The 20,353-nt window shown below is 67.9% G+C and carries 18 protein-coding genes; 10 read left to right on the top strand and 8 right to left on the bottom strand.

The window, feature by feature from the left end; translation table 11 throughout:
• Nucleotides 1–92: 92 nt before the first annotated feature.
• Genes ABIE51_RS16395 through ABIE51_RS16385 form a run of 3 tightly spaced genes read right to left on the bottom strand, consistent with a single transcriptional unit; the run spans nucleotide 93 to nucleotide 2,724 of the window.
• The gene (locus ABIE51_RS16395) at nucleotides 93–1,313 is read right to left on the bottom strand and encodes a PDZ domain-containing protein (RefSeq protein WP_192631493.1); all 1,221 of its coding nucleotides are present in this window, start codon (nucleotides 1,311–1,313) and stop codon (nucleotides 93–95) included.
• A 27-nt stretch (nucleotides 1,314–1,340) separates the two neighbouring features.
• Nucleotides 1,341–2,096 (bottom strand): hypothetical protein, encoded by a 756-nt coding sequence (locus tag ABIE51_RS16390; RefSeq protein WP_192631492.1) that lies wholly within the window; start codon nucleotides 2,094–2,096, stop codon nucleotides 1,341–1,343.
• Entirely contained in the window at nucleotides 2,089–2,724 is a 636-nt protein-coding gene (locus ABIE51_RS16385; protein WP_192631491.1) for an RNA polymerase sigma factor, read from the bottom strand. Before ABIE51_RS16385 ends, ABIE51_RS16390 begins: the two co-directional genes overlap by 8 nt.
• Before the next feature lie 106 nt (nucleotides 2,725–2,830).
• On the opposite strand from ABIE51_RS16385, the gene ABIE51_RS16380 reads away from it, so the two are divergent.
• The 5 genes from ABIE51_RS16380 to gcvH all read left to right on the top strand — a co-directional run bounded on the left by ABIE51_RS16380 (nucleotide 2,831) and on the right by gcvH (nucleotide 6,514).
• Nucleotides 2,831–3,808, top strand: coding sequence for an SPFH domain-containing protein (locus ABIE51_RS16380; RefSeq protein ID WP_115843421.1), 978 nt, complete (start codon nucleotides 2,831–2,833; stop codon nucleotides 3,806–3,808).
• 3 nt (nucleotides 3,809–3,811) lie between these two features.
• Nucleotides 3,812–4,252 carry an NfeD family protein gene (locus ABIE51_RS16375; RefSeq protein WP_115843419.1) on the top strand — a complete coding sequence of 147 codons (441 nt, stop codon included), beginning with the start codon at nucleotides 3,812–3,814 and terminating at the stop codon, nucleotides 4,250–4,252.
• Entirely contained in the window at nucleotides 4,249–4,764 is a 516-nt protein-coding gene (locus tag ABIE51_RS16370; protein WP_192631490.1) for a hypothetical protein, read from the top strand. Before ABIE51_RS16375 ends, ABIE51_RS16370 begins: the two co-directional genes overlap by 4 nt.
• Before the next feature lie 122 nt (nucleotides 4,765–4,886).
• Nucleotides 4,887–6,008, top strand: coding sequence for a glycine cleavage system aminomethyltransferase GcvT (gene gcvT, locus ABIE51_RS16365; RefSeq protein WP_192631489.1), 1,122 nt, complete (start codon nucleotides 4,887–4,889; stop codon nucleotides 6,006–6,008).
• 110 nt (nucleotides 6,009–6,118) lie between these two features.
• On the top strand, nucleotides 6,119–6,514 hold the full coding sequence (gene gcvH, locus ABIE51_RS16360; protein WP_115843413.1) for a glycine cleavage system protein GcvH: 396 nt from the start codon (nucleotides 6,119–6,121) through the stop codon (nucleotides 6,512–6,514).
• Between the two features lie 1,019 nt (nucleotides 6,515–7,533).
• Here the strand turns inward: gcvH and ABIE51_RS16355 are convergent.
• The 3 genes from ABIE51_RS16355 to ABIE51_RS16345 form a co-directional block, all read right to left on the bottom strand.
• Nucleotides 7,534–7,992 (bottom strand): hypothetical protein, encoded by a 459-nt coding sequence (locus ABIE51_RS16355; protein ID WP_386840412.1) that lies wholly within the window; start codon nucleotides 7,990–7,992, stop codon nucleotides 7,534–7,536.
• A 638-nt stretch (nucleotides 7,993–8,630) separates the two neighbouring features.
• The gene (locus ABIE51_RS16350; RefSeq protein WP_115843409.1) at nucleotides 8,631–10,007 is read right to left on the bottom strand and encodes a serine hydrolase domain-containing protein; all 1,377 of its coding nucleotides are present in this window, start codon (nucleotides 10,005–10,007) and stop codon (nucleotides 8,631–8,633) included.
• 211 nt (nucleotides 10,008–10,218) lie between these two features.
• A complete protein-coding gene (locus tag ABIE51_RS16345) occupies nucleotides 10,219–11,799 on the bottom strand; it encodes a GMC family oxidoreductase (RefSeq protein WP_192631488.1) in 1,581 nt (526 codons plus the stop codon).
• 221 nt (nucleotides 11,800–12,020) lie between these two features.
• On the opposite strand from ABIE51_RS16345, the gene ABIE51_RS16340 reads away from it, so the two are divergent.
• A complete protein-coding gene (locus ABIE51_RS16340; protein ID WP_354504532.1) occupies nucleotides 12,021–13,328 on the top strand; it encodes an NTP/NDP exchange transporter in 1,308 nt (435 codons plus the stop codon).
• Nucleotides 13,329–13,558: 230 nt separating this feature from the next.
• Nucleotides 13,559–13,912: a DUF1304 domain-containing protein gene (locus ABIE51_RS16335; RefSeq protein ID WP_192631486.1), complete on the top strand. Its 354-nt coding sequence runs from the start codon at nucleotides 13,559–13,561 to the stop codon at nucleotides 13,910–13,912.
• A gap of 9 nt (nucleotides 13,913–13,921) precedes the next feature.
• On the opposite strand, the gene ABIE51_RS16330 is transcribed toward ABIE51_RS16335, so the two are convergent.
• On the bottom strand, nucleotides 13,922–14,389 hold the full coding sequence (locus ABIE51_RS16330) for a hotdog fold domain-containing protein (protein ID WP_192631485.1): 468 nt from the start codon (nucleotides 14,387–14,389) through the stop codon (nucleotides 13,922–13,924).
• 75 nt (nucleotides 14,390–14,464) lie between these two features.
• Complete coding sequence (locus tag ABIE51_RS16325; RefSeq protein ID WP_192631484.1) at nucleotides 14,465–16,933, bottom strand: acyl-CoA dehydrogenase; 2,469 nt, start codon at nucleotides 16,931–16,933, stop codon at nucleotides 14,465–14,467.
• Between the two features lie 272 nt (nucleotides 16,934–17,205).
• Here ABIE51_RS16325 and ABIE51_RS16320 point away from each other — a divergent pair, with 272 nt between their 5' ends.
• From ABIE51_RS16320 to ABIE51_RS16310, 3 genes are read left to right on the top strand one after another with little or no spacing between them, the layout of a single operon-like run.
• On the top strand, nucleotides 17,206–17,868 hold the full coding sequence (locus ABIE51_RS16320; RefSeq protein ID WP_192631483.1) for a TetR/AcrR family transcriptional regulator: 663 nt from the start codon (nucleotides 17,206–17,208) through the stop codon (nucleotides 17,866–17,868).
• Between the two features lie 57 nt (nucleotides 17,869–17,925).
• Entirely contained in the window at nucleotides 17,926–19,734 is a 1,809-nt protein-coding gene (locus ABIE51_RS16315; RefSeq protein WP_192631482.1) for a phosphoenolpyruvate carboxykinase (GTP), read from the top strand.
• A gap of 7 nt (nucleotides 19,735–19,741) precedes the next feature.
• Nucleotides 19,742–20,326: a 2OG-Fe(II) oxygenase gene (locus ABIE51_RS16310; RefSeq protein ID WP_115843392.1), complete on the top strand. Its 585-nt coding sequence runs from the start codon at nucleotides 19,742–19,744 to the stop codon at nucleotides 20,324–20,326.
• The last annotated feature ends 27 nt before the right edge of the window (nucleotides 20,327–20,353 follow it).

The following is a 20,353-nucleotide window of genomic DNA, read 5'->3' as shown; positions in this document are numbered from 1 at the left end:
TCCCTCCCTCACCCCAACCCCTCTCCCGCGCTACGGGGGAGGGGCTTTTTTTATTCACTACTTATTGGTGTGGTTCATTGCTGTGGTTCCGCTCACAGCGAGATCGCGTAGTTCACGAGTTCCTGCGGGGGTTCCGGCGCCTTCGGTGGCGCGGGAGGCGCCGGCGGCGTCACCACCTGCGCGGGTTTGGGGAGCGCGGGCGGTGCGGCCGGAGCGGCAGGCGGTGCGGGCACAGCCGGAGCGCCCGGTGCCTTCGGCGCGGCGGGTGGCGCCGGCGGCATCGGCGGACGCGGAATGCGCAGCATCGCGGTCTTCGGCACGGTGATCTGCGTCGTCGCGCTCTTGCGATCGCGCAGGTAGGTCACCGCCACGCGGCTGTCGGCCGGCTTGTCGCGCAATGCAGCCATCGCCTCGCGCGGAGAGTTCACCGGCTTGCCGTCGATGCGCTGGATCACATCGCCTGTCTGCAGGCCTGCCAGGTCCGCTCCGGTGCTCAGCACCAGCACGCCGCGATCGGCGCCGAAGTAGCGGCCCAGCTGCGCGTCGACGGTCGCCAGGTTCAGTCCGTTCCAGCGGAAGGCCTCCGACAGCAGCGGCAGGCGGCAGTCGCTGTCGTCGTCTTCGCAATCGAGCCGGATGAGTTCGTTGCGCACCTGCGGCGCGACCATCGGCATCGAGCGTGCGAGCGGGTTGCCGTCGGCATCGCGCGCGACCACCAGGCGATCGCCGAGCATCGGCGTGGCGCGCGCGGTCGCGGTGCGGCCGTCGCGCGTGTAGGTCAGCGCGACCGTCTTGCCGGTTTCCAGCAGGCGCAGCCGCGAACGCGCCTTCTCCAGGCGCGCTGTCGGACTGCCGGTATCCAGCCGCGTGTCGCCGATCGAGGTGAGGACGTCGCCGGCGCGCAGGCCGGCCTTCGCCGCCGCGCTGTCGGGCGTCACGGCCGCGATGCGCACGCCGGACTTCGGATCGGGCGACAGCACCACGCCAAGCACGGGTTGGCGTGCGAAGCGCTTTTCGAATTCGCGCTCGAACTGCGCGCGGTCGAAGTCCGCGTGGCGCCGCGTGAGTTCGGCGTAGCGCTGTGCGGCGCGGTTGAGGTCGGCGCGTGCGGCTTCGATCTGTCGCGTGCGTTCGGCATCCTGCCGCGCCTTGCTGGCGTCCTGTCGGGCGTGCTCGGCTTCCTGCCGCGCCTTCGCGGCGTCCTGGCGCGCGCGTTCGGCATCGGCCTTCGGCGTCTGCGCGCCGGCGCCCATGCACATCAGGAGCAGGGCGATCGTCGCGGCCAGGCGCGTCGTGTTGCGGGTACGGATCATGGGCGTGGGTCCTGCGGGTGAAAGGGGTCAGTCGACGCTCACGAGCGCGCCGTCGTAGCGTTCGCCGCTGGACTGCAGCCAGCGCTGGGTGGTTTCGATGCCGGCCAGTTCGCGCATCGTCGACACGCGCGCCTGCCACAGCGCCGCACGATCGACGTCGTCCAGGCCCGGCTGCGAGAGCGAGGCGTCGATGCGGCCGATGCGGCGATCGAACTCGACCGCGAGCGCCGCGCCGCTTGCCGAGGCGACGCGGTCGTCGCGCGCAATGGCCAGCAGCGCTTCCAGCTGCGCCGACTCGGACTGCAACGCGGCCACGTGGTCGCGAAGTTGCGCGGCGCGTGCATCGCGCCCGGCGTCGTCCGGCGTCTTGGTCGCGACGCGGGTCGCGTCGTCCGGCTTCAAGGCAGGCGGCGCGCTTTCGGCGGGCTTCGTGTCGTTGGACGGTGCGGCTTCGGTCGTGTCCGCCACGCGCGTTTCCGGACGCTTCGATGCCGCCAGCGGCGGGCGCGAGGTGTCGATCGGCGCGCGCTTGCGGGCGGCCAGTTCGGTGGATTCCGACGGAGCCTGGCGATCGGCGAGACGAAGCACCGGCACGAGCGCGACGGCGCCGATCGCGGCCGCGGCGAGCCACATCGGCCACTGGCGTCGCGTCCGGCGGGCGGGCGTCGCATCGAGCGCGCGCTGCATGCGCTGCCATCCGCCGGCCGGCGGCGTTTCCATCGGCAGCGCGGCGAAGGCGCCGCTCCAGTCGGCGGGCGAATCGTTGCGGTCGGTGTCAGGCATGGGCCTTCTCCGGTTCGAGTAGTTCACGCAGGCGGCGACCGCCGCGTGCGAGCTGGGATTTCGAGAAGCTCGCCGTGCGCTGCATCAGCGCCGCGATCTCCTCGTGGGTGTAGCCCTCGGCGTGGTACAGCCAAAGCACGCTGCGCGTGGCGGCGGGCAGGCGGGCGAGGGCGCGGTTCAGTGCGGCCGCGTCGGCCGCCGCGGTGGGCAGCGGGCCGGTGTCGACGGCGAACTCGTCGTCTTCCAGCGCCACGTCGTGCAGGTGCCGGCGCTGGCCGCGCAGCCGCATCAACGTTTCGTTCACCGCGATCTGCCGCACCCAGCCCCAGAACGGACTGGCGCCGTCGCCGTTGCCGCCGCTTGCCGCGCCGCGGAAGTCGCCGATCTTGTTGAACACCTTGAGCATGGTTTCCTGCAGCACGTCGGCCGCCTCCTCGACGCCGTCAGGCCCGTGCGCGCCGCCGAGCATGCGCAGCGCCAGGTTGAACACGGGCCGCTCGAAACGGCGGTAGATCTGTTCGAATGCCGCCCGTTCGCCGGCGCGAACGCGCGCCAGCAACGCCTCGGGGACGTCGATGGCGAAGCTGCTCCGGGGCGCGTCGGTGGCGGTTGGCACGCTGGTGGGCAAGGGCTCGCGTCCTGCGTTTGTTGGATCGTCCTTCCCCTAGATGCAGGGGGCGCGGAAACCGTCGCAGCCGTCGGCCTATACTCGGCTCGACAACAAGGAGGGGATCATGGGACTGAGTGCGGTGCTGAGCGTCGTCCTGCTGTTCGCGGGCGTCATCCTGGTGCTGAAGGCCGTGCGGATGGTGCCGCAGGGTTATGAATGGACGGTGGAGCGGTTCGGCCGCTACACCCACACCATGGACCCGGGCCTGCATTTCCTGATCCCGATCGTCTACGGCGTGGGCCGCAAGATCAACATGATGGAGCAGGTGATGGAGGTCCCCAGCCAGGACGTCATCACCAAGGACAACGCCGTGGTGAAGGTCGACGGCATCGTCTACTTCCAGGTGCTCGACGCCGCCAAGGCCGCTTACGAGGTCGCGCAGCTCGAGGTCGCCATCCTCAACCTGGTGATGACCAACATCCGCACCGCGATCGGCTCGCTGGACCTGGACGAATCGCTGTCGAAGCGCGACGAGATCAACGCGAAGGTGCTCGTCGCCGTGGACCAGGCCACGCACCCGTGGGGCCTGAAGGTCAACCGCATCGAGCTCAAGGACATCCAGCCGCCGCGCGACCTGGTCGATTCGATGGCGCGCCAGATGAAGGCCGAGCGCGAGAAGCGCGCCAACATCCTGGAAGCCGAGGGTCACCGGCAGTCGGAAATCCTGCGCGCCGAAGGCGACAAGCAGGCGGCGATCCTGGAAGCCGAAGGCAAGCGCGAGGCCGCCTTCCGCGAAGCCGAAGCGCGCGAGCGCCTGGCCGAAGCCGAAGCCAAGGCGACGCAGCTGGTGTCCGACGCCATCGCCGGCGGCAACGTCAACGCCATCAACTATTTCGTGGCGCAGAAGTACATCGAGGCGTTCAAGGCGCTGGCCGAGGCGCCGAACCAGAAGTTCGTGATGATGCCGATGGAAGCCACCGGCGTGATCGGCTCGCTCGCCGGCATCGCCGAACTGGCGAAGAACGCGCTGGGCAGCGACGCGCTCGCCGCGCAGGCATCGACCACGCGCACGCCGCCGCCGTCGCCGCGCCCGGGAGGCTGACCCATGCAATGGAACACCGAAACGGTGACCTGGGCGGTGGTGGCGCTGCTGCTGTTCGCCGCCGAGGCGATGGCGCCGGGGGCCTTCATGCTGTGGCTCGGCTTCGCCGCGGCCGCGGTGTTCGCCATCGTGCTCCTGGTCCCGAACGTGCCGGTGCTCGCGCAAGTGGCGGCGTTCGTGGTGCTGAGCTTCGTGTCGATCCAGGTGTACCGCAGCTGGTTCCGCGGCCGCGAACCGCGCAGCGACAAGCCCACGCTCAACCGGCGCACCGAAGCGCTGGTCGGGCAGGTCGTGCCGCTGGAGCGCGCGATCGTCAACGGACACGGTCGCGTGCAGATCGCCGACGCGTTCTGGGACGTCACCGGCCCCGAGCTTCCCGCCGGCACGGTGGTGCGCATCGTCTCCAGTCGCGGCATGAGCCTGCTGGTCGAGCCCGCCGTATGACGCGAACGTCCGCTGCGTGCTGGCTCGCGACGCTGTGCGTCGCGGGCAGCGCGTGGGCGGGGGGCAATCCGATGATGATCGGCAAAGTCGTGCCGCCGTATCCCGAGGGCTTCCGGTCCAACACCGGCAGCTGCGTGGGCGTGGGCACCGGCATCGACCAGTTGTGCGCACGAAGCATCGCCACGCTCGACGACGACGAGGACCGCACGGTCCAGCTGCTCGCCGCGCAGTTCGTCGACCGCGTCGGCGACCAGCCGCGCTGGCGCATCACCGATTCGGTTCCGTATCCGGCATTGCGTCGCGACGAGCTCGTTGCCATCGCCACCTGCCAGCGCAACGGCGTCGACGACACCGGCGTGGTCGCGATCATCGACACCGGTGCCGACGGCGCGTCTGGACTGGAGATGCTTCCGGCCGTGCGCTGGGCGATGCGGCTGGATCGCGGTACCGGCAAGTTCCTGCGTGTCACGCCGTCGAGCGTGCGCTGCTACAACGAAGGCCTGAGCGAGTAGCGGAACCGTTTTCGACGGCGACCATTCGCCGGCGTAGGCGCGAGCAGAATCCGCACGAAAGCCGGCGCCGCCGGGTTCTGGGATAATCGCGGGCTCGCTCCCGCAGACAGGTTCCCAGCGCCATGACCCAGAAGACCATCCTCAACCAGACCCACCGCGACCTCGGCGCCAAGATGGTCGACTTCGGTGGCTGGGACATGCCGATCCATTACGGCTCGCAGATCGAGGAACACCACCAGGTGCGTCGCGACGCCGGCATGTTCGACGTGAGCCACATGACGGTGGTGGACCTGCGTGGCGCGAAGGTGCGCGACTTCCTGCGTCGCCTGGTCGCCAACTCGGTCGACAAGCTCAAGGTGCCGGGCAAGGCGCTGTACACCTGCATGCTCAACCCGCAGGGCGGCGTGATTGACGACCTCATCATTTATTACCGTGCCGAGGACTTCTTCCGCCTTGTCGTCAACGCCGCCACGCGCGAGAAGGACCTGGCGTGGATCACCGAGCAGGCGAAGGCCTTCGACGTGACCGTCACCGAACGTCCCGACTTCGGCATGATCGCCGTGCAGGGCCCGAACGCCCGCGCGAAGGTGCTGGGCCTGCTGCGCGAGGAAGACCGTGATGCGATCGGCAAGCTCGGCAAGTTCGCCGCCGGCGAAGCGAAGACGACCGGCGGCATCGACGTGTTCGTCGCGCGCACCGGCTACACGGGCGAGGACGGTTTCGAGGTCGTGGTACCGGAAGCGCAGACGGTCGCGTTCTGGAACGCGCTGCTCGACGTGGGCGTGAAGCCGGCGGGCCTGGGCGCGCGCGACACGCTGCGCCTGGAAGCCGGCATGAATCTTTACGGGCAGGACATGGACGACACGGTCTCGCCGTACGAAGCCGCGCTCGCGTGGACCGTGGCGCTCGACGAAGGGCGGGACTTCATAGGCCGCGACGTGCTCGAAGCGCAGAAGGCCGCCGGTGCGCCGCGCCAGATGATTGCGCTGGTGATGGACGAGAAGGGCGTGCTGCGTCACGGCCAGAAGGTGATCACCGAGCACGGCGATGGCGAAATCCTCTCGGGCACCTTCTCGCCGACGCTCGGCAAGGCGATCGCGTTCGCCCGCGTGCCCGCGGGCAAGATCGCGCTGGGCACGGCAGGCAACGTGCGCGTCGACATCCGCGGCAAGGAAGTGCCGGTTCGCGTCGTGAAGTTCCCGTTCGTGCGCGATGGGCAGCCGCAGGAAGGCGTGCTCGCCTGAGTGCCGTGCCCGCGACGGAAGGCCCCTGTCGCACGCCCCATCCGGCGCCGTTAGACTAGGCGCCGACAACCGCTGTCCCGTGCCCCCGCAAACGTTTCGAGGCTCCCGTCATGAGTGAAATTCCCGGCGATCTGAAGTTCATGAAGTCCCATGAGTGGGCCCGCGTCGATGGCGACGGCAAGGTGACCGTCGGCATCTCCGACCACGCACAGGGCCTGCTCGGCGACCTGGTGTACGTCGAGCTGCCGAACGTCGGCGACCGCGTCGAAGCCGGCGCCGCTTCCGCCGTCGTCGAGTCGGTCAAGGCCGCTTCCGACGTCTACGCGCCGGTCACCGGCAAGGTCGTCTCGGTCAACACCGCGCTGACCGACAAGCCGGAGACCATCAACGAGGACGCCTACGGCGAAGGCTGGATCTACACGCTGGAGATCGAGGACGCCGACCAGCTCAACGAGCTGCTCGCTCCGGACGACTACGCCGAGCTGCTGGAAGAAGAAGACCACTGATCGAACTGCGCATTCCCGCCACGCGCGGGAGCAAGCGATCACCGACCGGCCGCCTCGTGCGGCCGGTTTTGTTTTTGCGGCATGCGATGCGCGTTGCGGAAAGTGACGGTCCGGTGAGCAACCCCTCGCACGCCTCCGCGAAAAACACCGGATCAAGCGCATCGGTGGACCCGCGCGACGCGACAGGCGACACGTTCCGGGCGCGCGTCGAACCGTGTCGACGGGTTCGTCGGGTGCGATGCGGGTGGCGCGTCGAAGTGCATCGACTGCATCGCGAAGGTCGTCGCCGACATGCCCGATGCGATGTTCGCGAACGCGTCGGATGGTCGTCGAAGCGACGTCGGCACCTCGTCGGAGTTCGCGCACTTTCGCGCAAATCGGGTTTGTGCGACGCGAAACGAGGGCGTCGTCGGAGATTTTTTTCGGGCGTCTCGAACCGCCTTTCCGGGAGACTGTCGCGACCGCCACGCGTGGATGCGAACGCGTCGTCGAACATGCCGCTGCGTCGATGCGTTTTCGCAAACCCCTTAAAAAAAGCGGTTTGCGAAAAGCATGTCGGCGATGCAGACGAACAGCGATCGTCGTCGTCGTCGTTCGACGCGTCGTCCGGACAGGCGATGGCCGTGACGCCACGCCGACCTGCCTGAAAAAAAAATGAGCGAAGTTGTTGACAGTGCGAAAAAGCGTGATTAGGTTTCGCCCAGCAGCGTCTCCTGCGGAAGAGAGTGAGTACAGACAACGCGACAACTCGCGGCACAAAACGAACCTCCGACCGGGCTGTCGAAACGGTGGACGCAGGGTTCGTTTCCCCCGCGAAAACGCGCACCGTGCACACGCAGGCCAGGCACTCCATCCAACCCGGTCCGCTCATGGCGCGCCGGGTTTTTGTTTGCCCGCACATGCGGGCGGCACCAAATCCGTACCGGCGCGTCCGCGCGTCGGCGGCTGCTCGCGGGTCCGACTCCCGCGGCTTAGGTTCTACTGGGCGATAGACCTGCACGACCACTGATCAATGCTGATCAACCACTGACGAGGAGCCATACCATGGCCATGAAGAAAGCTGCGAAGAAAAAGACCGCCGCCAAGAAGGCGACGAAGAAGGTCGCCAAGAAGGCTGGCGCGAAGAAGACCGTGAAGAAGGCCGCCAAGAAGGCGACCAAGCGTCCGGCCAAGAAGGTCGCGAAGAAGGCCGCCAAGAAGACCGGCGCCCGCAAGACCGCGAAGAAGGCGACCCGCAAGACCGCCGCCAAGAAGGCCACCAAGAAGACTGGCGCCCGCAAGACCGCCGCCAAGAAGACCGCGAAGAAGGCCACCAAGAAGGCCGGCGCGCGCAAGACCGCCAAGAAGGCTGGCGCGAAGAAGACCGCCAAGAAGGCGACCAAGAAGGCGGCTCCGAAGAAGGCTGCCAAGAAGTCGAGCCGCAAGAAGACCGCCAAGAAGGCGGCTGTGACGGCGATGCCGGCCACCCCGGCGCCGATGATCTAAGAAAGCCCCGAAGACCGTAATCGAGCTCTCTCCCCGCAGCCCAGGCGGGGGGAGAGTTTTTTTTGGGAGATCGAAAGGCGCGGGCGACGCATCGTCGGCCTTGGCTTCCGGCACAGGTGCGCGCTTGGCAGCGCGTTCCCGCAGGCGCAACGTCGCGGAACGATCGAGCGACAGCCGGTGTCCCGCCGAGTGGCAGCCACGAACCTGCCTAATGAGTTGGCTCCAAGGACGGCGCGGTTGCCGTCATCGGCAGCAGGTTGACCTACGCATAGCCTGGACCAGTAAGAGGCGGCAGCCGGCCTTCATCGCTACGGTGGGTGGACGGCGTGCCGTCATGTCACCGACGCGCTGCCCTTGAACAGCGAACGCGGCTGCAGCCGGATAAGCGGGCGCGCACCCGAGTGCTGTCACGCCCACGCCGGGTGCGCTGCGCTTACCCGGGCTACAAAGGCTGGAATGGGCGCATAGCCGCACGTCGGATGACGGCGCGAGCATCGTGGCGCCCGCGCCAATGCGAACACCGAACGCTTCGGCGGCACCCGACGGCGAACATGGAATCAAGGGGGAACGAACGCCGGGAACTGCACCGGCGTCCATGACGCGCGAGTCGCGCGGGTCGAAGCGAAGCCGCTTACTGCGGCGCGGCGGTCGAAGCCGACGCGTGCGCGCCCGGTGCGTGCGGGGCATCGGGCGACGTATCGTCGGTCGCCTCGGCGTACAGCGTCGGGTCGATGTCGTCGTCCAGCCACTGGCCCGGCGGCAGGCCGAGGGCGGTGTCGAGGATGGTCGGCAGCATGCCGGAGGGAAGCGAGCTCTCGCTGTTCCACATCAGCGCCACGCCGAAATCGAGCTCCGGCACCATCGCGATCAGGCCGCGATAGCCCTGCACGGCGCCGCCGTGGAAGACCACGTCGTGCCCGGCGTACTTGTAGGTGCGCCAGCCGAGTGCGTAGCCGGCGCCGGTCAGGCGCGTGCGACGCCACGACGAACCGCGGATCTCGCTCGGCGTGTCGACCAGCTGGTGGTGCAGCGTGGCCAGCAGCGGCGCGGGCAGCACGTCGGGACGATGGCCGGTGTGCGCGAGCAGGTACTGCGCCATGTCGCTGGCGCTGGCGTTGACGCCCGCGGCCGGCAACACCTGGTAGTAGGTGGTCTTGGGCATCATCGACACCCAGCCGCCGCGACCGCGCACATGCGGGCGGGCCCAGCTCGGGCTGGCCTGGATACCTTCAAGGCCCAGGCTCGCATCGTTCATGCCCAGCGGCTTGAAGATGCGGCGCTGCACTTCCTGCGCGTAGAAGTCGCCGGTCGCGGCGAACACCATGTCGCCGACCAGGCTGAAGGCGACGTTCTGGTAGCTGTAGCAGGTGCCCGGCGCGCACTGCAGCGGCGCGTAGGCGAGCTTCTGCGTGAGCGTGCGGAAATCGACGTACTGCTCGAGGTCGCGATCGAATGCGTTGTGCGTCAGGCCCACGCGATGGCTGAGCAGGTCGGCGACGGTGAGCTGCTGCGACGCGGCCGGATTGCTCAGGCGGAAGGAGGGCAGGTAATCGACGAGCTTGCTGTCCCAGCGGAGCGAACCGTCATTGACGAGCAGGCCCGTCATCGTGCCGGCGAAGCTCTTGGACAGCGAGGCCAGGCGGAACACGGTGTGCGAATCGACCGGCGTCGCGCGGCTGGTATCGGTGATGCCGTACCCACGCGCGCTGAGGATGCGGCCGTTGTGCACCATCGCCATCGCAAGGCCCGGTACGCGCTGGCCCGCGACGAGCTGCTGCGCCATCGATTCGAACTGACGTACGTCGAAGTCGGCAGGCAGCGGCACGGCAGGCGGAAGCGGTGCCGCGACCGGGCGGACGTTCGCCGTGGTGAAGGCATTGGGCATGGCGACCGGCGCGCCCGAGTGCTGCGGCGTCTGCGCGGTCGAGCCGAGCGTGAGCGGCAACAGCAGCGCGATGGCACCGATGCGGCGCAGGCTGCGCGAAGGCTTTTTCACGTTGCTTTTCATGGCCTTCGCCCCTGCTTCACGATCTCGCGGGATCATAGCGCCAATCTCAGGGGGCAGCGCAACACTCCGCAACACAGCACTGATTTTTCAGGCTTTAGTGGACTGTGTCGCAGTTCGTGAGCCGCCCTTTTTCGTATTCACTTTTGTGGATGCGCCCGACTGCGTGAAGACTGCGCGAACCGGCGCGTTCAGATTGCGCGGCTCAGGACCATCAGCCGGCGCGGATGAGGTCGGCCGCGCGCTCGGCGATCATCATCGTCGGCGCGTTGGTGTTGCCGCCGATGAGCGTCGGCATCACCGATGCATCGACCACGCGCAGGCCTTCGACGCCGCGCACACGCAACTGCGGATCGACCACCGACAATGCGTCCGAACCCATGCGGCACGTGCCCACCGGGTGGTAGATGGTTTCGGCCTTCGCGCGGATGAAGGCGACGAGATCGTCGTCGTCGAGGTCGTCGCGCGCGGGGAAGATCGGGGCGCCGCGGTACTCGTCGAACGCGGGCTGCGCGAGCAGTTCGCGCGAGAGCTTCGCGCACTCGACCATCATCTTCAGGTCGAAGCCCTCCGCATCGCTGAGGTAGTTCGCCTCGATGCGCACGTGGTCGCCGGCATGCGCGCTCATCAGTCGCACGCGACCGCGACTGCGCGGCCGCAGGAAACAGGCGTGCACGGTGTAGCCGTCGCCGGGTAGGCGATGGCGGCCGTGATCGTCGAGCATCGCCGGTACGAAATGCAGCTGGATGTCGGGGCGTTCGTCCGGCGCAAGGCGCGAACGCACGAAGCCGCCGGCTTCGGCGATGTTGCTCGAGCCGATGCCGCTGTGCCCGCGCAGGTAGTAGTCGAACGCGATGCGCGCGTCGCTGAGGCGGTCGTAGGTGATCGGCTTCGGGCAATGCCGCAGCGTGCAGATGTCCAGGTGATCCTGCAGGTTCTCGCCGACCTGCGGCGCATCGACCACCACGTCGATGCCGTGCCGGCGCAGCTGCATCGCCGGGCCGATGCCCGACAACATCAGCATCTGCGGCGAGTTGAGCGCGCCGCCGCACAGCAACACTTCGCGCGCCGCGGCCTGGTGGAAGGCGCGCCCATTCGCCCGATACACCACGCCGTTCGCGCGGCCGTGCTGGAAGGTGATGCGGTTGGCCTGTGCGCCGGTGACGATGGTGAGGTTGGGGCGACGGCGCACCGGGTCGAGGTAGGCGACCGCGCTCGAACAACGCGCACCGTTCTTCTGCGTGACCTGGTAGAGGCCGAAGCCGTCCTGCCGCGGGCCGTTGAAGTCGTCGTTGACCGCGAAACCCGCCTGCCGGCCGGCTTCGACGAAGACGTGCGAAAGCGGATTGCTGTAGCGAAGGTCGGACACGTACAGCGGGCCGTCGTCGCCATGAAGCGCATCGGCGCCGCGCGAGTTGCGTTCGCTGCGGCGGAACCAGGGCAGCACCGAGTTCCAGTCCCAGCCCGTCGCGCCCTGCATCGCCCACTCGTCGTAATCGACGGGGACGCCGCGCGTGTAGCACATGGCGTTGATCGAGCTGGAGCCGCCCAGCACCTTGCCGCGCGGCCACCACAGCGTGCGGTCGTCGAGCGCCGGCTCCGGTGCGGTGTGGTAATCCCAGTTCACGCGCCGGTTGTTCACCAGCTTCGCCAGGCCGGCGGGCATGTGGATGAAGGGGTGGCTGTCGCGCGGGCCGGCTTCCAGCAGCAGGACCTTGACGTCGGGATCGGCGGAGAGCCGGTTGGCGAGCACGCAGCCGGCCGAGCCGGCGCCGATGATGATGTAGTCGAACACGTGTGCCCTTGTCCCGAACCGCCGAGTTGCCGGCCGACCGTAAGTGGCGCCATTAGAGCAAATGCTCCCCGTGCGCACCCGTTCCCGCGCCCAAGCCCGCTTCGGGCATGGCGGGCGGGGCGGGCAGGCGAGTGAGGCAAAGCCCGGTCATCGGGGCCGGTTAGACTCGCGCCATCGTCCCCGGAGTTCCCACCGCGATGCCGCAGGCTCACGAAGAAGGCGTGCCCGCAGCAACGGGCGCCCGCGTCCGCGGCGGCGAATGGCCTGCGGTGGCGCTGTCGTTCGCCTACTTCTTCTGCGTGCTCGCGGCGTACTACGTGATCCGGCCGCTGCGCGAGCAACTCGTGGCCGCGGTCGGTTCGACGCAGCTGCCGTGGTTCTACGGCGCGACGTTCATCGCGACGCTCATCCTCACGCCCGTGTTCGCGTGGCTGATCGCCCGCTACTCGCGGCGCATCGTCGTGCCGCTGGTGTACCTGTTCTTCATAGGCTGCCTGTTCGCGTTCGTGCCGCTGTTCGCCGACCCGGCGCTCATCGGTCCGCGCGCGCTCGGCACGGTGTTCTTCGTCTGGGTGAGCGTGTTCAACCTGTTCGTCGTGTCGGTGTTCTGGATCTTCATGTCCGACATCTGGAACGTCGAGCAGGCCAAGCGTCTGTTCCCGATCATCGCGGTGGCGGGCACCGCGGGCGCACTGTCGGGCCCGACGCTCACCGCGACGCTGGTGAACATCATCGGCGTCGCGCCGCTGCTGCTGGTGTCGGCGTCGCTGCTCGGGCTGGCGGTGGTGTGCATCGTGCTGCTCGGGCGCTGGGCGCGAACGCATGGCGAACGCCGCTTCGAAGCCGCGCAGGAGGCGCCCATCGGCGGGGGCATGCTCGACGGCCTGAAGCAGGTGTTCACCGATCCGTTCATGCGGAACATGGCGATCCTGCTGCTGCTCGCCGACGGCATCGGCACGGTGAACTACGCGCTGGTGGCCGACTATTCCGGCACGGCGTTGACCGATGCGGTCTCGCGCACTGCCTTCGCCGCGCGCGTGGACCAGGTGGCGAACCTGCTGACCGCGATCACCCAGCTCACGCTGACGCGCTGGTTGCTGCCGCGTCGCGGGCCGGGGCCGGTGATCCTGGTGTGGGCGATCGTGAGCATGCTCGCGTTGTCGCTGGTCGTCTTCTCGCCCGATCCCCACGCGCCGATGGCCTTCGGGCTGCCCGCCGTGGCACTGGCGCTGATCGTCAGCCGCGGCCTCGCGTACGGCATGGCCGAACCGGCCCGCCACAGCCTTTACGCGCGCGTGCCGCGCAACGTCCGCTACAAGGGCCAGAACGCGGTGGACACGGCGGTGTGGCGTTTCGGCGACACGGCCATCGCGCTCGGCATGAACGCCCTGCGCACGCTGGGCGTGACCACCGGCGGCTTCGCCAGCATCAGCGCGCTGGCGGCGCTCAGCGCGGCGACGATCGGCTGGCGCATGTCGCGACGCGTGGAAGCGACGCCGGCGGCGGAGGCGCAGCCGGCGACGTCGTAAGTTTCAGCCAGGATCGAGCGCGCTCGCCGCATTCTTCGAGACCAGCGTCATCCCGGCGAAGGTCGGGATCCAGACCGTCACGTCGTCCGCCGCATCGCTTCGCGTCAGGCTTGGCACGCTGAACGAACACGTGCATCACGCCGCAGCAAACGCTACGGTGCGCTTGCCAGCCTGGATCCCGGCCTTCGCCGGGATGACGGCTTCCAGAAGCAGTCACGCGGAGAATCGGAATGTCCATGCTTGTGCTGCTGCTGATCGCCCTCGTCGCACTCCTGCACGCGTACTTCCTCGTGCTCGAAATGTTCCTCTGGACGCGCCCGCTCGGCATGAAGGTCTTCCGCCTCTCGCGCGAGAAGGCCGAATCGACGAAGGCCCTCGCGGCGAACCAGGGCCTCTACAACGGCTTCCTTGCCGCGGGCCTGGTGTGGTCGATCATCGGCGAGCGCCGAGACGTGGCGACGTTCTTCCTCGCGTGCGTGGTCATCGCCGGCGTCTACGGCGCGGCGACGGTCAACAAGCGGATCTTCTTCGTGCAGGCCGTGCCGGCGCTGGTTGCGCTGGCCGCGCTGTGGTTCGTCGGTTGACGCGGAAACTCACTTTCGCGGCGACACCCACATCGCGATCGACGCGCGGAACACGGCTTCGCCCGCGTCGTTCTTCACGATGACGGTGACGGGCAGTTCGTAACCCGACGTGGATTCGACCACCGGAACCTCCGGCGTCGCGACGCCGTGCATCGTGCCGGTGGCCTTCTTCAGGTATTCGACGGTCATGCCCTTGGGAATCCAGCGCATCGACGCGGGCAGCGTCGCGTCGGTCATCACGCCGGCGGCGAGTTCGGCCAGGTTGCACAGCGCGATCGCGTGCACCGTGCCGATGTGGTTGTGCACGCGGCGGCGGTCGGCGATGCGCACCTCGCAGCGGTTCGGCTCCAGCGACACGATGCGCGGCGCGATCGTGCCGAAGTAGGGCGCCTTGAAACAGATCGCGCGCGAGAACAGCCAGTGGCCGGCGGGCCAGCGCGTGAATTTGCGATACAGCGAGAGCAGGGGCGTGGACATGGCGGACGTGTTCCAGTGGCCGGATACGACGACGGCGGGACATGCCCGCCGTCGTTGGTTTCAGATCGCGTCGCCTCAGGCGGCGTAGCGGCTGTCGCGCTTGCCGATTTCCGAGGTGGCGGCGCGCAGCTCGGACGGATCGAAGTCGTCGACGCTGATCGTGTCGATCGTCAGCTCGCGCAGCTCTTCCAGCTGGCGCCGCTCGTCGGCGGTGATCCAGCCTTCGCGCACGCCTTCCTCGAGCTGCGAGGCGAAATCGTGCGCCTCGATGCCCTTCTGTTTCAGCGCCTTCAGGAACTTGCGCTCCACCGGCTCGGCGAGCACGGCCTTCTGCAGGTAGCTGGCGATGCGGCCGCCCGGGTTGTTGGCGGTAGGCGTCAGGAACACGCCCTTGCCGAGGCGATCGCGCGCTTCGTTCGGCGACATCAGCAAGGAAGCGACCTTGTGGCCCAGGCGATCGCTCGGGTACTGCGCGCGACGACCCAGCGGGAACACCAGCGCCCACAGCAGCCAGCCGACCGGACGGATCGGGAAGTTGCGCAGCGCGCCGGAGAACGCCTTCTCGATCTTGAACGTCGCGTTGTGGATCGACCACGCCAGCAGCGGCTGGTCGGTGACCGGGCAGCCTTCGTCCTGGTAGCGCTTGAGCAGCGCGCTGGCGATGTACAGGTTGCTCAGCACGTCGCCCAGGCGGCCTGACAGCGATTCCTTGAACTTCAGCTTGCCGCCGAGCAGCAGCATCGAGGTGTCCGCGCACAGTGCCAGCGCCGCCGAATAGCGGTTGAGCTTGCGGTAGTAGCGACGCGTGTAGGCGTCACCGGGCGCCTTGCCCAGGCGCGCCGACGTCAGGCCGAACCAGAACGAACGCACCGCATTGGAGATCGCAAACCCGATATGGCCGAACAGGTTGCGGTCGAACTCGCGCAGGCGCTCGGCCGGGTCTGGCAGCGTCGCCGCCTTCATTTCCTTCAGCACCCACGGATGGCACAGGATCGCGCCCTGGCCGAAGATCATCAGCGAGCGCGTCATGATGTTCGCGCCTTCCACCGTGATCATGATCGGCGCGGCCTGCCAGTTGCGGCCGGCGAAGTTGCGCGGGCCGAGGATGATGCCCTTGCCGCCGATGATGTCCATCGTGTCGCGCGCGACTTCACGGCCCAGCTCGGTGCAGTGGTACTTCGAGATGGTCGACGGCACCGCCGGCAGTTCGCCGCGCGCCACGGCCGCGGCCGAGGCTTCGGCCAGCGCGCTGATGGTGTACGCGTTGCCGCCGATGCGGGCCAGCGCTTCTTCCACGCCTTCGAAACGGCCGACCGACAGGCCGAACTGCTTGCGGATGCGCGCATACGAACCGGTGACGACCGCACCGAACTTCGAGCCGCCCGACGCGGTGGACGGCAGCGTGATCGAGCGGCCGATCGACAGGCACTCGACCAGCATCTGCCAGCCCTTGCCGGCGTAGGCTTCGCCGCCGATGAGCTGGCTCAGCGGAATGAAGACGTCCTTGCCGCGGATCGGGCCGTTCTGGAACGGGCTGTTGAGCGGCATCGCGCGGCGGCCGATCTCGACGCCGGCGGTGTCGCGCGGCAGCAGTGCGAGCGTGATGCCGATGTCCTGCTTGTCGCCGATCAGGCCTTCCGGGTCGTACATGCGGAACGCCAGGCCGATCAGCGTGGCGACCGGGGCGAGCGTGATGTAGCGCTTGTCGAACGTCAGCTTCACGCCGACCACGCGCGCGCCGTTCCATTCGCCCATGCAGACGATGCCGTAGTCGGGGATCGACGTCGCATCCGAACCGGCCCACGGGCCGGTCAGGCCGAAGCACGGCACTTCACGGCCGTCGGCCAGGCGCGGCAGGTAATGGTCCTTCTGTTCCTGCGTGCCGTAGTGCATCAGCAGCTCGGCCGGGCCGAGCGAGTTCGGCACGCCGACGGTGGAGGACACCACCGAGGACATCGACGCGAGCTTCTGGATCACCTTGTGGTTGCCCAGCGCGGTGAAGCCCAGGCCGCCGTATTCCTTCGGCACGATCATGCCGAAGAACTTGTTCTTCTTGATGAAATCCCACAGCTCCGGCGAGAGGTCGGCGTCGACGTGGGTGATCTGCCAGTCGTCGATCATCTTGCACAGTTCTTCGACCGGGCCATCGAGGAAGGCCTGCTCGTCGGCGCTCAGCGTCGGACGCGGCTGGTTGTGCAGCACGTCCCAGTCGGGCTTGCCGGAGAACAGCTGGCCTTCCCAGCCGACGGTGCCGGCTTCCAGCGCGACGCGTTCGGTTTCCGACAGCGGCGGCAGGATCTTCGTGTAGAAGCCCAGCAGCGGCTTGGTGATGAACGGCAGGCGGAACTGCGGCAGCAGCAGCGGCACCGCGATCACCGCGGTGACGACGGCGGCGACGATGGTGGCCGTGCCGTTGGCGCCAAGGAGCCAGCACGCGACCAGCGCGGTGGCGGTCAGCGCGGCCCAGACCGGCAGTCGCAGGCGGTGGTAGGCGGCGATGGCGCCGACCAGCAGGAAGGCAATGAAGGGAATCGCGATGCTCATGACAGCGCTCCAGCAGCGGTGCGGCGGTACGTATTAAAGGTAAGTGTGGTCGGGTCGCGGCGATGCGCAGGTGCCTTTCCGGGAACATCCCGTTTACCGCTCGGCATTCAAGCGCGCGCATCAAACGCTTGCCATACGGGCGAGTATGGTAAGATCGCCGCGCTACTGTCAACCGCACCTTTGCCAGACCGGCTCGCCTTCATGCCTTCTTTCGGGGTTCTTGACGGCCTGCATACTGTTCCCGCCGCTGGCGTATGGTTAAACTGGAAACCATGAGCTCAGACGCCCAGACCAAGCACGAAGGAGCCGGACAGGACCGTCCCGGCGAACGCGCAACCGGCGAGAGGACGGGACAGGCACGATCCGCGCCTGAACGCACCGGCCGCCTGAGCGCCGACGACTGGGCCCAGGCCGCGCTGGACCTCATTGCCGAACAAGGCGTCGCCGCGGTTGCGGTCGAACCGCTCGCGCGCCGGCTCGGCGTGACGAAGGGCAGCTTCTACTGGCATTTCCCGTCCCGCGATGCGCTGCTCGTCGCCGCGCTGGAGCGCTGGGAGAAGGTCGAGCAGGAAACCGTCTTCGGCCAGCTCGAACCCATTTCCGACCCGCGCGAGCGCCTGCGCGCGCTGTTCACGCTGGTCGCGCACGAATTCAAGTCGCACGTCATCTATTCCGAGCTGCTCAAGGCGCTGGACCATCCGGCGGTGCAGCCGGTGATCGGACGCGTGTCCGAGCGTCGCCTGGAGTACCTCACCGCGTCATTCCGCCAGGCCGGGCTCAGCCGTACCGACGCCCAGCACCGCGCGCGCCTGCTGTATGCCGCCTATGTCGGCTTCCTGCAGCTGAACCTGCAGCTGCACCAGGCGCGCATGCAGCACGACGAATTCGAGGCCTACGTCGAGCACATGATGGCCACGCTGATTCCTTCAGCATGAGCCCGATCGTCAGCCAGATTTCCCATAAAGCCGGCCCCCGCTGGAGGTAGTTCCGCAATGAATGCCATTTCCCATGACGTCGCCAAACAACCTGCCGTCGCCCCGGGGAGCGAAGGCAGCAAGCTCGCCGCGCTCAATGCGTGGGTCGCCGAAGTCGCCGCGCTGACCAAGCCCGACGCCATCCACTGGTGCGATGGCAGCGATGCCGAGAACGCCGCGCTGATCGCGCAGATGCAGGCCGACGGCACGTTGATCAAGCTCAACGAGACCACGCATCCGAACAGCTACCTGCACCGCTCGCATCCGGACGACGTCGCCCGTGTCGAACACCTCACCTTCGTCTGCACGACGAAGCAGGACGACGCCGGCCCGAACAACCACTGGATGGCGCCGGCTGACGGCCACGCGAAGATGGACGCGCTCTTCGACGGCTGCATGAAGGGCCGCACGATGTACGTGATCCCGTACTGCATGGGCCCGATCGATTCGCCGCTGTCGCGTTGCGGCGTGGAAATCACCGACAGCCCGTACGTCGTGGCGAACATGCGCATCATGACCCGCATGGGCGCGGCTCCGCTGGCGCGCATCGAGCGCGAAGGCAAGTTCGTGCGCGGCCTGCATTCGATCGGCGAACTCGACCCGGAGCGCCGCTTCATCATGCATTTCCCGGAAGAACTGACGATCAAGTCGTTCGGTTCGGGCTACGGCGGCAACGCGCTGCTGGGCAAGAAGTGCCACGCGCTGCGCATCGCCTCGCACCAGGCACGTTCGGAAGGGTGGCTCGCCGAACACATGCTGATCCTCGGCCTGGAAAACCCGCAGGGCGAAACGCACTACATCGCCGCGGCATTCCCGTCCGCGTGCGGCAAGACCAACCTGGCGATGCTGATTCCGCCGGAGGGCTACCGCGCCAACGGCTGGAAGGTGTGGACGGTGGGCGATGACATCTGCTGGATGCGCCCGGGTGCCGATGGCCGCCTGTACGCGATCAATCCGGAAGCCGGCTTCTTCGGCGTCGCGCCGGGCACGTCGGCCAAGTCGAACCCGAACGCGCTCAAGTCGATCCAGAGCAACACGATCTTCACCAATGTCGGCGTCACCGCCAACAACCAGCCGTGGTGGGAAGGCCTCGACGACGGCCAGCAGCCGGCCACCGACTGGCGTGGCAACGCGTACGACGCGGCCAAGGGCCCGGCCGCGCACCCGAACTCGCGCTTCACCGTGAGCGCCAAGCAGTGCCCGAGCTACTCGCCTGAAGCGGAAAACGCCGCCGGCGTGCCGATCAGCGCGATCGTGTTCGGTGGGCGTCGTCCGTCGCTGGTGCCGCTGGTGTTCGAAGCCCGCGACTGGACGCACGGCGTGCTCGTCGGCGCCGCGATGGGTTCGGAAACCACCGCTGCGGCAACCGGTGCCGTGGGCGTGATGCGCCGCGATCCGATGGCGATGAAACCGTTTTGCGGCTACAACTTCGCCGACTACTTCACGCACTGGCTCTCCTTCGACCAGGCGGGCGCGAAGCTGCCGAAGATCTTCCACGTCAACTGGTTCCGCAAGGGCGACGACGGTTCGTTCCTGTGGCCGGGCTTCGGCGAGAACCTGCGCGTGCTGGAGTGGATGATCCAGCGCGTGAAGGGCGAAGCCGGTTCGGTCGAAACGCCGATCGGCCACCTGCCGAAGGACGACGAGATCAACCTCGACGGCGTGGAACTCACCGACGAAGCGCGCGCCAAGCTGTTCGGTTTCGAACGCGAAGGCTGGCAGGCCGAATTCGCCAGCATCGGCGAGTACCTGGACGAGTACGGCCCGCGCATGCCGCAGGCGCTGAAGGACGAACAGCAGCGCATCGCGAAGGCGCTGCAGAACTGAGGCCTGCATGACACCGAACCCCGCCGCGCTCGCGGCCAGTCGTGAATTCGAGATCGACGGCCGCCCGCTGCGGGTGTTCGACGGCCACCTGCCCAACGTGGCCGATTACGTGCGCGGCCTGGCCAAGGCCGCGTTCACGCGTACCGAAGTCGCCCGGCCGGAAACGGCCGAGCACAAGCACTGGGCGACCGAAATCAAGCTCGAAGCGCTCGTGCAGCAGCCGATTTTCGACGTCACCGCGCGTGCGGTGCTCGGCTTCACCACGCGCGAGTACGGCTACCGCCCGTACCGCGCGTACACCAACGTCGCGACCTTCGGCGACATGCTCTTCAGCCATACCGACTGCCTGCCCGACCAGCACGACCTCACCGCGCTGTGGTACCTGTGCGAGCACTGGGACCTGGAATGGGGCGGCGAGACGATGTTCTTCGACGCGAACGACGAAGTCGCCGCCGCGGTGCAGCCGCGCCCGGGCCGGCTGGTGATCTTCGACGGCGCGATCAAGCACGTCGGTCGGCCGCCAAACCGCATCTGCTACGCGCCGCGGTACACGTTCGCGATCAAGTTCGAGCGCCAGCGCGCTCCCGCCTGACGCACCCGAGCAGGCAATCATCCCGGG

Source organism: Lysobacter sp. OAE881 (assembly GCF_040546665.1).
GTDB classification, from domain to species: Bacteria; Pseudomonadota; Gammaproteobacteria; order Xanthomonadales; family Xanthomonadaceae; genus Lysobacter_J; species Lysobacter_J soli.
Note: the sequence above shows the minus strand (reverse complement) of the source record. Positions and strands in the feature narration are given on the sequence as shown.

Excerpts from the sequence above, each read along its gene's own strand:
- ABIE51_RS16395 (WP_192631493.1), bottom strand. The coding sequence starts at position 1,313 with ATGATCCGTACCCGCAACACGACGCGCCTGGCCGCGACGATCGCCCTG.
- ABIE51_RS16390 (WP_192631492.1), bottom strand. The coding sequence starts at position 2,096 with ATGCCTGACACCGACCGCAACGATTCGCCCGCCGACTGGAGCGGCGCC.
- ABIE51_RS16380 (WP_115843421.1), top strand. The coding sequence starts at position 2,831 with ATGGGACTGAGTGCGGTGCTGAGCGTCGTCCTGCTGTTCGCGGGCGTC.
- ABIE51_RS16375 (WP_115843419.1), top strand. The coding sequence starts at position 3,812 with ATGCAATGGAACACCGAAACGGTGACCTGGGCGGTGGTGGCGCTGCTG.
- ABIE51_RS16370 (WP_192631490.1), top strand. The coding sequence starts at position 4,249 with ATGACGCGAACGTCCGCTGCGTGCTGGCTCGCGACGCTGTGCGTCGCG.
- gcvT (WP_192631489.1), top strand. The coding sequence starts at position 4,887 with ATGACCCAGAAGACCATCCTCAACCAGACCCACCGCGACCTCGGCGCC.
- gcvH (WP_115843413.1), top strand. The coding sequence starts at position 6,119 with ATGAGTGAAATTCCCGGCGATCTGAAGTTCATGAAGTCCCATGAGTGG.
- ABIE51_RS16350 (WP_115843409.1), bottom strand. The coding sequence starts at position 10,007 with ATGAAAAGCAACGTGAAAAAGCCTTCGCGCAGCCTGCGCCGCATCGGT.
- ABIE51_RS16335 (WP_192631486.1), top strand. The coding sequence starts at position 13,559 with ATGTCCATGCTTGTGCTGCTGCTGATCGCCCTCGTCGCACTCCTGCAC.
- ABIE51_RS16330 (WP_192631485.1), bottom strand. The coding sequence starts at position 14,389 with ATGTCCACGCCCCTGCTCTCGCTGTATCGCAAATTCACGCGCTGGCCC.
- ABIE51_RS16325 (WP_192631484.1), bottom strand. The coding sequence starts at position 16,933 with ATGAGCATCGCGATTCCCTTCATTGCCTTCCTGCTGGTCGGCGCCATC.
- ABIE51_RS16320 (WP_192631483.1), top strand. The coding sequence starts at position 17,206 with ATGAGCTCAGACGCCCAGACCAAGCACGAAGGAGCCGGACAGGACCGT.
- ABIE51_RS16315 (WP_192631482.1), top strand. The coding sequence starts at position 17,926 with ATGAATGCCATTTCCCATGACGTCGCCAAACAACCTGCCGTCGCCCCG.
- ABIE51_RS16310 (WP_115843392.1), top strand. The coding sequence starts at position 19,742 with ATGACACCGAACCCCGCCGCGCTCGCGGCCAGTCGTGAATTCGAGATC.